The sequence below is a fragment of the Streptomyces sp. 796.1 genome (assembly GCF_047525675.1).
Lineage (GTDB): Bacteria > Actinomycetota > Actinomycetes > Streptomycetales > Streptomycetaceae > Streptomyces.
Genome location: NZ_JBLIWA010000081.1, coordinates 1 through 10,884, shown reverse-complemented (window position 1 = coordinate 10,884; position 10,884 = coordinate 1). Strand labels below are relative to the sequence as shown.

The following is a 10,884-nucleotide window of genomic DNA, read 5'->3' as shown; positions in this document are numbered from 1 at the left end:
GCACAGGTCCGGGCGCCGGCGGCACGGCAGCCCCCGCGGGCGCGCCCGCCGGCGGCCTCGGCCGGGGCGAGCACGCCAGCCCCGCCGCCCCGCCGCCGCACGGCGACCCCGAGTACACCCCCACCGAGCGCGACCTGCCCGTCATCGCGCGCGGGGTCGGTCCTGGCAGCACCATCGCCGACCTCTCCACGGCCGGCTTCGCGGACGCCGGCGAGCCCGAGCCGGCCGCCGCGGCGCGTCCCGAGCGGGACGGTCCCGGCCCGCTCTTCGTCGTCGGCGACGTCCACGGCTACCTCGACGAGCTGCGCGCCGCGCTCGGTGAGCAGGGGCTGATCGACGCCGAGGGCAACTGGTCGGCCGGCAACACCCGGCTGTGGTTCCTCGGCGACTTCACCGACCGCGGCCCGGACGGTGTCGGCGTGATCGATCTCGTGATGCAGCTCTCCGCGCAGGCAGCCGCCGCCGGTGGCTACTGCAAGGCGCTGATGGGCAATCACGAGCTGCTGCTGATCGGGGCCAAGCGGTTCGGCGACACCCCCGTGCAGTCCGGTGCCGGCACCGCGTCCTTCCAGGCCGCCTGGCTGCTCAACGGCGGTCAGCGGACCGACATGGAGCGGCTCCAGGACCACCACGTGCAGTGGATGTCCCGGCTCGACGCCATGGTCGAAGAAGACGGCCACCTGTTGGTCCACTCGGACACCACCGCCTACCTGGAGTACGGCGACTCGATCGAGGCCGTCAACGACACCGTCACCGAGACGCTCCAGCGGGGCGACGCGGACGAGTGCTGGGACCTGTTCCGGAAGTTCACCAAGCGCTTCGCCTTCCGGGACGAGGCCGGTGCGGTCGCCGCGCGCGAACTTCTGGACGCGTACGGCGGCGAGCGCCTGGTGCACGGCCACAGCCCGATCCCGTACCTGCTGGGCGAGGTGGGCACCGAGGACGCCGACGGCGGCGAAGGGCCGCCGGTGGTCAGCGGGCCCCACGTCTACGCCGATGACCTGGCCATTGCCATGGACGGCGGCGTCACCATGGCCGGGAAGCTGTTGGTCGTCGAGTTCCCCCTGCACGATTGAGGATTCAACCTACGGGTACGCGGGCACATAGGAGTTCCACTCGCGCGGGGCGAAATCTCCGGTAGCACCCTGTCACCCCGCGGCAAGTCGGCCCTACCATCGGCTCATCCGTAGCAGGCTCTCCTCCTTTTCCGCCCGTGACCGGTGGAGCCGGTTTCAGGGGCACGGAGCATCGGGGGATGCACATGAACAGCGCTCCACACCTGCTCACCGAGGACCGCCCGGACTTCGAGCACGTTCTCGACGCGGCGCTGCACACGGCAGAACACCGGCCGGACGACCCGACCGGCGCGCCCCAGCGGCTGAGCAGTCACCAACTGCGCACGATGGCCCTGGGGGCCGCGGCCTCGATCACGGCCTGCGCGGCGGTGGAATACGACCGTTACGTCCAGGTACGCGCCGCCGCGCGCCCGCCCGGCGACCCCGCGGGGAAGCAGGGCGCCCAGGGTCGGGCCGCGGCCTCGCTCGGCGCGGCGATGGGGGACGTCACCGGCCGCTCGGGGGCCGGCGTCGTCGCGATGCTGGCGGTTCTGGCACCGGCGCTGGCCGGCTCGGCCGCCGTGATCTTCCTCGTGGTCGGCGCCCTGCTCCGGGTCTTCGCACCGGACGCGGCCCTCGGTGCACCGCTGGTCACCGCGGGCTGGGTGTTCGCGGTCTGCGCGGCCGTCGGCATCCTCATCGCCGCGACCGCCCTGCTGGTCACGGCCGTGCGCAACGGCGGCACCGGGCGCGGACGGCGCTCCCCGGCCTCGGCCGACGAGGTGGCCCGGGCCCGCGAGGCGTGGCACCTGGCCCTGCTGGAGCGGGGCGTACTGCCCTTCGTCCAGCAGGCGTTGGCCAACGCCGACCGCGACACCGCCCCGGAACCCGCGCCCGCCCCGGCGCCGCGGGCCGCCCGCCCGGGCCCCGCCGGCCGCACCCCGCACCTCGGCTACAGCCGCCCCGGCTTCACCAGCCCCGGGGACGGCAGGACCGACGTCAGGCCCGGGCCGCGGTACAGCAGCCCCGACTTCACCAGTCCGGAATTCGGCGGGCAGGACCACAGGGCCGGATAGCGGAGGGAAGGGCACAGCCGTAAGAAGCCGAATGCGAAGGGCACGGCGTTGGGCATGGCGCCCGGGTCAGAGAATGCCCGCCTGGCCCGCGGCCCTGACCCAGGAGGGGAATTCGGAGAGAAGGCGGTCGTAGAGTTCCTGATCGGGGACGGTGGCGATGTCGTCGACGGCGAAGAAACCGACGTTGTCGACCCGGCGGCCGGGCAACGTGTCGAAGCGCTCCAACACCCCGTAACGGGACCTGCCCAATCCCACGAACTGCCAGAAGATGGGCTCGGGCACGGCAGCCCGCAATTCCCGTTCGATCTCGGCATTGCGGTAGACGCCGCCGTCGGAGAAGAACAGCACCAGCGTCGGGGCCTCGCAGGGATTCTCCCGTACGTACGTCCTGACCTGCGCGATCGCCTTCTGTTCCTCGTTTTGGATGCCGATGTCCCGCATATCGAGTTGGCCGTCCTTGAGGCCCTTGCGCGGCTTCCTGCGGCGGAAGAGGCTCGCCTCACCGACGCGTACGTGCAGGGAGAGCCAGTGCGGGAGTTCACCCACCGCGAGATCGGGGAGACGGGCCGCGTTCGTAGCGAACGTCCATGCCTGCATCGTGCCGTCGTCGTCGAGTTGGGCAGCGACCGCTGCCATTCGCTCCACGACGTCGGAGACCACGCCCTTGGAATACAGGAAGGACATCGATCCCGAAGCGTCCAGTACGAGAATGACGCGTGCGGTGAGCCCGGCAGCGCCCTGCTTCTCCAAACTGATCCGCACCTGCTCCTTACGGAACGAAAGCCGCTTCCGCAGGTCGACCGGGAGCGCTTCTTCGCCCGGGGCGGGGTGTTGGGCCGAGGCGGGGTGCTGCGCCGGGGCGGAGGCCGGGGGCACCTGCCCGGGGTGGGGCCGGCCGTCCTTGGGCGGGGCTGGGGGCGTCGGGATGCGCGGGGTCGGGGGCGGTGGTACGGGCGCGGCCACCGGTGCTGGCGCGGGTGATGGTGCCGGTGTGGACTCCGGCGGGGCGTCGTCGACCGTGATGCCGAAGTCGGTCGCGAGCCCGGCGAGCCCGGCGGCGTACCCCTGGCCGACGGCGCGGAACTTCCACCGGTCAGCGCGCCGGTAGAGCTCGCCGCCGATCAGCGCCGTCTCCGTCGTCGCCGCGATGTCGAAGCGCGCCAGTTCGCCGCCGCCCGCGCCGTCCAGCAGGCGCAGTGTGAGGCCGGGCGCCTGGCCAAAGGTGCCGCCGTCGGCCGATGCGCACAGCAACACCCGGTCCACGGCCGCCTCAAGCCGGCCAAAGTCCACCTCGACGGTGTCCGTCAGGACCCCCGCGGCCCGCTGCTTCCCGCGGTGCACGACGGCGTCGGACGCATGTCGCGGCTGGTTGTAGAAGACGAAGTCACCGTCGTCCCTGACCCGCCCGGCCGCCGTGAGCAACAGCGCCGAGGCGTCGATGTCGGGCCCACCGGAGCCATCGGCCCAACTGAGCTCGACCCGCACGGCCGAGGCGTCAACGGGCAGGTTCGCGCCCTTGCGCAGGGAACTCGCTGTCATGGCTCCAGTGTGCCGAGCGGTGCCCGTGGCTCCGCGCGGGGGTGCGTGGTGGGGGCGGCGCGGGGGCGCCGCACCGGTGGCGCGGGAACGGCGCGGGGGCGCCGACCGTTGGTACGGGCGACGCCCCGCGCATCCGCCGCCGCGGCTACTCCGCCAACGGCAAGTACACCCGGTTCCCCGCCGCCGCGAACTCCTTCGACTTCTCCAACATGCCCGCCTCGATCTGTTCGGGGCTGGCGCCTTCCTCGCCGCCGAACTGTTCCGTGATGCTCCTGCTGATCTTCATGGAGCAGAACTTGGGGCCGCACATCGAGCAGAAGTGTGCGGTCTTGGCGGGCTCGGCCGGGAGCGTCTCGTCGTGGTAGGCGCGGGCCGTGTCGGGGTCGAGGGCCAGGTTGAACTGGTCCTCCCAGCGGAACTCGAAGCGCGCGTCCGACAGCGCGTCGTCCCAATCCTGCGCGCCGGGGTGGCCCTTGGCCAGGTCAGCGGCGTGGGCGGCGATCTTGTACGTAATGACGCCGGTCTTCACATCGTCGCGGTCCGGCAGCCCGAGGTGCTCCTTGGGCGTGACGTAGCAGAGCATCGCCGTGCCCCACCAGGCGATCATCGCGGCGCCGATGCCCGAGGTGATGTGGTCGTACGCGGGCGCGACGTCGGTGGTGAGCGGGCCGAGCGTGTAGAACGGCGCCTCCTCGCAGATCTCCTGCTGGAGGTCGATGTTCTCCTTGATCTTGTGCATCGGGACGTGGCCCGGGCCCTCGATCATGGTCTGCACGTGGTGCCGCTTGGCGATCGTGTTCAGCTCGCCCAGCGTCTTGAGCTCGGCGAACTGCGCCTCGTCATTGGCGTCCGCGATCGAGCCCGGACGGAGCCCGTCGCCGAGCGAGAACGTCACGTCGTACGCGGCGAGGATGTCGCACAGCTCCTCGAAGTTCTCGTAGAGGAAGCTCTCCTTGTGGTGCGCCAGGCACCACGCGGCCATGATCGAGCCGCCGCGCGAGACGATGCCGGTCTTGCGGCGGGCGGTGAGCGGCACGTACCGCAGCAGCACGCCGGCGTGCACCGTCATGTAGTCGACGCCCTGTTCGGCCTGCTCGATGACGGTGTCCTTGTAGATCTCCCAGCTCAGCTCCTCGGCCCGGCCGTCGACCTTCTCCAGGGCCTGGTAGAGCGGCACGGTGCCGATCGGGACGGGCGAGTTGCGCAGCACCCACTCGCGGGTGGTGTGGATGTTGCGGCCGGTGGACAGGTCCATGACCGTGTCGGCGCCCCAGCGGGTGGCCCAGGTCATCTTCTCCACCTCCTCCTCGATGGAGGAGGTGACGGCGGAGTTGCCGATGTTGGCGTTGACCTTCACCAGGAACCGCTTGCCGATGATCATCGGCTCGATCTCGGGGTGGTTGACGTTGGCCGGCAGCACGGCGCGACCTGCGGCGATCTCCTCGCGGATCACCTCGGGCGCCACGTTCTCGCGCAGCGCGACGTACTCCATCTCCGGTGTGATCTCGCCGCGGCGGGCGTACGCGAGTTGCGTGACGGCCTGTCCCTCGCGGCCCCGGCGCGGCTGGCGGGGGCGGCCGGGGAAGACCGCGTCGAGGTTCTTGAGGCCGCCGCGCGGCGAGGTGTGCTTGACGCCGTCGTCCTCCGGGCGCAGCGGACGGCCCGCGTACTCCTCGGTGTCACCGCGGCCGATGATCCAGTTCTCGCGCAGCGGCGGCAGCCCGCGCCGCACGTCGGTGTCGATCTGCGGATCGGTGTACGGGCCCGAGGTGTCGTACAGCGTGACGTCCCGGCCGTTGGTGAGGTGTACCCGCCGCACGGGCACCTGGAGGTCGGGCCGCGAGCCCTGGAGGTAGCCCTTGTGCCATCCGATGCTGCGCGGCTGCTCGCCGTCGGTGTCCGTCGCCGCCACGGAGGCAGGCGTGCGTGCGTCCTGAAAGGTCATGAGACCTACTCCCTACGCCGGCATTACCCGGTAACAGGTTCGGCGGTCGACGCAGCCGTTTCCTTCGGTGTCCCACCGGCGTCGGCCGGTCGTCCCGTATGGAGGTCAGCGCCCTCTCAGCCCGGTGCTCCGAGCTCCCGCGTGTGCAAAGGTGCCATCACGCTAACGGTTCCCCGGCGGATTGGGCCAGAGGGCCTTGCGATGATCGGTGCATGACTCCGACCGAGCCGGGCCCCCAGCGGCGGCCGGGCCCCCACGCCGGGCCGCAGCCCCACGTCCCGTCACCCGCCGCTGGCCCTCCACCGCGTGGCCCCGGCCTCCCCGCGCCACCGTCCCGGCCCGCGCCTCCGGCACCGCCGATGCCCGGGGGCCCGCCCGCGGGTCCGCCCACAGGCCCGCCCGCCGGCGGTGGCGCGGACCGCAGCGACGGCGTTGGCGGTGGTGCTGTCCGCGGCGTTGTTGGCGATAGCAACGGCGCGTGGGGCGAAGGCGGCGGGGGCGCGGGCGGGTTCGGCGGAGGTGGCGTCGGCTCCGGACCCGGCCCGGGGGCGGCCCCGGCGGCCGGCCACGCGCACCACCACAGCCACGGGCACAGCCACCACCACGGCCCGGCCACCCCCGTCTCGCGGCGGCTGCGCAAGGTGATCGCGGCGGTGCTGATCCCGTTCAGCGTCGCGGTCATGGTGGGGTTGATCGTGCTGTGGCCTGGCGGCGCCCCGGACCACGCCAACAGTGCGGGGCTCGGGTTCGACCGGCAGACCGAGTCCGGGCGCGTGGTGCAGATCGACAAGGTGCGGTGCGCGGAGGTGGGTGCCCAGCCGTCGGCGCAGCAGCCTCCCCCGGGCGGCGAGCCGGGCGAGGGGCCGGGCGAGTCGGGGGGCCCGCCCGGCGGGGCCACGGCCGGCGACGACACCTGCGAGAAGGCGACGATCGAGGTCACCTCGGGCAAGGACAAGGGCCGGAAGTTCACCGAGATCGTCCAACCCAGCGCGTCCCGACGGTACGAGGAAGGCCAGAAACTCCTCCTCGCGTACGCGCCCAAGGCGCCGGAAAACCTCCAGTACTCGGTCTCCGACGTCGACCGCAAGCTCCCGATGACGCTGTTGGCCGGGCTCTTCGCGCTGGTGGTGGTCGCGGTCGGACGGCTGCGCGGGGTCTTTGCGCTCGTTGCGCTCGCGATCAGCTTCGGCGTGCTGACGCTGTTCATCCTGCCCGCCATCCTGCAAGGCTCGAATCCCCTGGTGGTGGCCGTGATCGGGGGCAGCGCCATCATGTTGATCGCGCTGTACACCTGTCACGGGCTCACCGCCAGAACCTCGGTCGCGGTGGTGGGCACGCTGATCTCGCTGTTGCTGATCGGCCTGCTCGGTTCGCTCTTCATCGACTGGGCCCATCTGACCGGCAACACCGACGACCAGACCGGCCTGGTGCACGCCCTCTACCCGAAGATCGAGATCCAGGGGCTGCTGCTGGCCGGCATCATCATCGGCTCGCTCGGGGTGCTCGACGACGTGACGGTCACCCAGACCTCGGCGGTGTGGGAGCTCAAGGAGGCCGACCCGACGGCGTCTTGGCGCACGTTGTACGCGTCGGCCATGCGGATCGGGCGCGACCACATCGCCTCGGTGGTCAACACGCTGGTCCTCGCCTACGCGGGCGCCGCACTGCCGCTGCTGCTGCTGTTCTCGATCGCCGACAGCGGCATCAGCACCGTGGCGACCAGCGAACTCGTCGCCGAGGAGATCGTACGGACGCTGGTCGGCAGCATCGGTCTTGTGGTCTCGGTGCCGGTCACCACGGCGCTCGCCGCGCTGGTCGTCTCGGCGGACCGCACACCGGCGAGCATCCCCGCGGCCGGCGGTGCGGCGGCCGGAACCGTCGCCCCACAGGCCGGCCCCGCAGGTGGCGGGGGCGGAGCGGTCGGTGGCGGCACCATCAGCGGCGGCGGAACGGCCGGCGCCGGCGGGCGCGCCGCGGCGCTGCCGGGGCGGGGCAAGGGCCGGCGGCGCAGGGCCAAGTAGCCGATCGGGGGCGCTGCCAGACGGGTCGCGGTGCGGTCGGAGGCAGGTCGGGGGGCGGTCGCGGCTCAGACCGCGGGGCGGTAGGAGCCAGCCACCGTACGGGCCGCGGGCGGCGCGGACCGCGGGACGGACCGGCCGCGGGGCGGAAGCCGGACCGCTTGGGCGGAAGCCGGACCCCGGGGCGGGCCGGCCGCCGTACGGAAGTGACCGTTGCGGCAGCGGCGGCTCGTGAGCGGTGCGGCAGCCGTCGCGAAGTGGCTGGAGGGTGGCGGCGCCCGCGGGTAGCCCGCGCGCGGGTGCCCCCAGCCAATGCGCCTGTGTGCCACCGGTGTCGGCGCGCCCGGGCGAGCCCCCGCGGACGGGTGCCGCACCCGCAAGCTGGCGTGTGCCACGTCCGCGCGAGCGCGCGTCAGCGACCACCGCGCCGGCAAACCCCCGGGGCCGTGCGGGCCGCCAACCGCCTGTGCTCGCCCACCTCGTAGCGTCAACACGGCCCGTACGAGAGGCCGTTGCCCATCAAGTCGCCACGAACCCCGGCGGTCGCGCGGGAGCCCGCGGACTTACCGTGCCGGCGGAATACCGGGGCCGGCGGGCCTCGCACCGCCTGCCGCAACACCGGCCCACCGCAACGGCCGGCCGCCAGCCCCACGCCGTTCGACCCGTCCCACGCCGCACGAGCCAGACCGCGCCGCGCCCGTACGAGCCGGCCCGCGCCGCGCCCGTACGCCCCGGCGCACCCTCACCGGCTCCACACCCAGCCACGCCCGCACGCGCGTAGACCTGTCCCAGAAGGGGTCGCTGCACCAAGGGAGTTGGCAAGCGCAAGCGGTACCCCGGCGGATCACCGCACGGGCCGTACATGCTTGGGCAGCGCTTTCGGCGCCGAGGGGGCGCATTCGCGGAGCACTGTGCAAAAACGTCCAGGCAACGCGCCGTGAGCGCCCCTTGGGCTCACCCTGCGTAGCGATCCTCGGCCAAGATGCGGTCAAGAACCGCGTCCAGGCTGCATGCCGGATCGCTCGCCTCCTCCTCGCAGCCGAACGGAACCAACCGGTCCGTACGGTCGAGGAAGGCCACGAGCGGCGCCGCGCCGACCCGGAACAGGGCTCCCTCCACGCCGACTTGGAGCCGGATCAGTACGTCCGACAGTTCGTCGGGCCCTGTCGGGCAGATGTGCACATCGCCTTCGCCGGTCGGCCCACAGAGCCCGTCGAGCAGCAACTCCCGGGCGAAAGCCCAGCTCACGGGGGCATCGCCGGGAAGGTGGAAGGTGAACTGCACCGCATAGGGATCGGCCTTGTCGTACCCGAGATCGACCGGGATACGGAAGGAGAGCTCCTCCGAGACGAGGAAGGTCATCGTTACCTCTGCCTGGACTGTGTCACGCATCGTTCGCCGCCCCGAGTCGGTGGGAATGGCCAGGTTTGAGCCAGCCTGGCCCTCTTGACGCCATCGTCCGCTAACACTCAGCGGATCACAAGGAGTGAGATTTCAGATACTGATAGAGAACGACAGGGAGCTGATGAGCGCTCCGACTCTGGAGCGTAGCGAATCAACAGCGGGCCGGAGCCGTTCCACTTGATGCAGGGGGGTGGAAACCGCCAAGGTCGCCGCCGTTGCACCAGCGATGATCGGAAAGGCGGCGCAGACTGTGCCCAACGCATATTCCTCCTGCTCACACACCGGCTGAAATCGCCGCCTCATCGCGATCCGCTGCCGTAACTGCGCCTCGTCCCGCACCGAATACGGGGTGATGGCCTGCACCGGATGGCGCGCAAAGTGATCGGCGCGTTCCTCCGCGTCGAGTTGGGAGAGCAGACACTGCCCGATGGCATGGGCGTGCGCCGTCTGCCGGAAGTCCGCCCACTCCTCGACGACCGGCGCCCCGGGCGCGTCGGCGGTGGCCACCACATCGACCTCGCCTTCGCGGTAGACGGCGAAGTAGACGGCCACGTCGAGTTCGCGGGCGAGCGCCGCGACCGTGCAGGCCGCTTGGCCGCGCGGGCCCGGCACCGACGTCGAGAGCTGCGGGGGCGGCGCCGGTGCCGCCGTCGACACGCCGCCGGTCAGCTTGCGGACCGCCTCGCCGTAGCGGAACAGGCCGTCGTCGCGCCGCAGGTACCCCTCGTGGGTGAGGGTGCGCAGCAGGTGGTACGCGGTCGGCAGGGGTAACCCCGCCTCCCTGGCGAGTTGCTTGGCGGGCGCGCCGTCCGGGTGGCAGCCGACCGCTTCGAGGAGGCGCAGGGCGCGCTGGACCGAGCTGATGAGGGTCGGCTCTGGTCGGGCATCCGCCCTGGTCACCGGGTGGCGGACCGATTCAGCAGCCGGCTGCTGCGGCGGCGCCTTGGCCCCGTGGTCGTGTGCTGGCCGGCGCGCCGGTCCCGTGCCTGTTGACGCCACAGTCACCCCCAAGGCTGCGGACGGGTGGAAGACCCGTCGGCGGGGGCCGCCCCCGCCACCGCTGCGGCAGCCGGTCCGCGCGCCCCGCCGGGGCACGCGCCGGACCGCAACATTCCGCACTCTAACCGGAAGAAAGACTTCAGGCTGGGTTAGTGGCGCAGAGCCGCGCAATATGTCATGGGGGAGAACAAATTTGCCATAAAGAGGTCCGGACCAGTGAGGATCTGGCCTCTACCAATCATCGCGCGAGGCGCCCGACCGTGATGACGAGGTGAACTTCCGCACGGCGTAGATCAAACCGCCGATCACCGCGACCAACAGCAGGACCCGGAACAGCAGCCAAGCGACGATTCCGACAACGCTGGTGATCAGGCCGCCGAATACCGCGATGACGAGGACGGGCACGACGACCCACTTCACCCACCACGGAAGGCCCTGGAATATCCGCTTCGCGGCCACGATGCACCCTGCTTTCTACTTGCCCCGCTCGATCCCGTGATCTCGCTGCTTCGCTGGATTCCCCCTCGTACTCCCGATGCTAGAGCGGCATGGGGGCGTACGGGGCCGCGGCGGCCCCCGTCCTCCCCTGACCCGTCCCCTACGGGACGGCCGGCCATGCCTCGCGCTCGGGACGTACGCGCCGGGCGGGCTGCGAGAGGCTGCTGGCTGTGTGGCCTGCGGGCTGCGGGCTGTGCGGTCCGCGAGTTGGGTGGTTGCGGATTCCTGATGGCGTTGGGCCGCGGCTCCGGGGCGTGAGGTGCGGGGCACGCGCTGCGCGGCACGCCGCGGGGGCGGAGCGAGCCGTCTCGGACCTGGCGGCGGGGCGACGGGCGCCCGGGGCCGCGGCG

The 10,884-nt window shown here is 72.0% G+C and carries 8 protein-coding genes and 1 riboswitch; of the genes, 3 read left to right on the top strand and 5 right to left on the bottom strand.

Annotated elements, in window-relative coordinates; translation table 11 throughout:
* Together ACMA1D_RS31520 and ACMA1D_RS31515 are read left to right on the top strand one after the other, a co-directional pair.
* Window positions 1-1,076, top strand: a 1,076-nt coding sequence (locus tag ACMA1D_RS31520; RefSeq protein ID WP_414727399.1) for a metallophosphoesterase, incomplete at its 5' end; no start/stop codon positions are given.
* 179 nt (window positions 1,077-1,255) lie between these two features.
* Entirely contained in the window at window positions 1,256-2,131 is an 876-nt protein-coding gene (locus tag ACMA1D_RS31515) for a hypothetical protein (protein WP_414727398.1), read from the top strand.
* Window positions 2,132-2,197: 66 nt separating this feature from the next.
* On the opposite strand, the gene ACMA1D_RS31510 is transcribed toward ACMA1D_RS31515, so the two are convergent.
* Together ACMA1D_RS31510 and thiC are read right to left on the bottom strand one after the other, a co-directional pair.
* Window positions 2,198-3,670 (bottom strand): VWA domain-containing protein, encoded by a 1,473-nt coding sequence (locus ACMA1D_RS31510; RefSeq protein ID WP_414727397.1) that lies wholly within the window; start codon window positions 3,668-3,670, stop codon window positions 2,198-2,200.
* Between the two features lie 145 nt (window positions 3,671-3,815).
* Window positions 3,816-5,615 (bottom strand): phosphomethylpyrimidine synthase ThiC, encoded by a 1,800-nt coding sequence (gene thiC / locus ACMA1D_RS31505; RefSeq protein ID WP_414727396.1) that lies wholly within the window; start codon window positions 5,613-5,615, stop codon window positions 3,816-3,818.
* Window positions 5,608-5,766, bottom strand: a riboswitch (TPP riboswitch). (Overlaps the previous gene by 8 nt.)
* Window positions 5,767-5,974: 208 nt before the next feature.
* Here thiC and ACMA1D_RS31500 point away from each other — a divergent pair.
* Window positions 5,975-7,636: a YibE/F family protein gene (locus tag ACMA1D_RS31500; protein WP_414727395.1), complete on the top strand. Its 1,662-nt coding sequence runs from the start codon at window positions 5,975-5,977 to the stop codon at window positions 7,634-7,636.
* A gap of 951 nt (window positions 7,637-8,587) precedes the next feature.
* On the opposite strand, the gene ACMA1D_RS31495 is transcribed toward ACMA1D_RS31500, so the two are convergent.
* The 3 genes from ACMA1D_RS31495 to ACMA1D_RS31485 all read right to left on the bottom strand — a co-directional run bounded on the left by ACMA1D_RS31495 (window position 8,588) and on the right by ACMA1D_RS31485 (window position 10,495).
* Window positions 8,588-9,025, bottom strand: a complete 438-nt coding sequence (locus ACMA1D_RS31495; protein ID WP_349994084.1) for an SsgA family sporulation/cell division regulator — start codon at window positions 9,023-9,025, stop codon at window positions 8,588-8,590.
* A 102-nt stretch (window positions 9,026-9,127) separates the two neighbouring features.
* Window positions 9,128-9,937, bottom strand: a complete 810-nt coding sequence (locus ACMA1D_RS31490; RefSeq protein WP_414727394.1) for an IclR family transcriptional regulator — start codon at window positions 9,935-9,937, stop codon at window positions 9,128-9,130.
* A gap of 330 nt (window positions 9,938-10,267) precedes the next feature.
* Window positions 10,268-10,495 carry a DUF5326 family protein gene (locus ACMA1D_RS31485; protein ID WP_349997610.1) on the bottom strand — a complete coding sequence of 76 codons (228 nt, stop codon included), beginning with the start codon at window positions 10,493-10,495 and terminating at the stop codon, window positions 10,268-10,270.
* Between the last annotated feature and the right edge of the window lie 389 nt (window positions 10,496-10,884).

Bases quoted from the DNA above. Each gene is read 5' to 3' on its own strand.
- ACMA1D_RS31515 (WP_414727398.1), top strand. From the start codon at position 1,256: ATGCACATGAACAGCGCTCCACACCTGCTCACCGAGGACCGCCCGGAC.
- ACMA1D_RS31510 (WP_414727397.1), bottom strand. From the start codon at position 3,670: ATGACAGCGAGTTCCCTGCGCAAGGGCGCGAACCTGCCCGTTGACGCC.
- ACMA1D_RS31500 (WP_414727395.1), top strand. From the start codon at position 5,975: ATGCCCGGGGGCCCGCCCGCGGGTCCGCCCACAGGCCCGCCCGCCGGC.
- ACMA1D_RS31495 (WP_349994084.1), bottom strand. From the start codon at position 9,025: ATGCGTGACACAGTCCAGGCAGAGGTAACGATGACCTTCCTCGTCTCG.
- thiC (WP_414727396.1), bottom strand. From the start codon at position 5,615: ATGACCTTTCAGGACGCACGCACGCCTGCCTCCGTGGCGGCGACGGAC.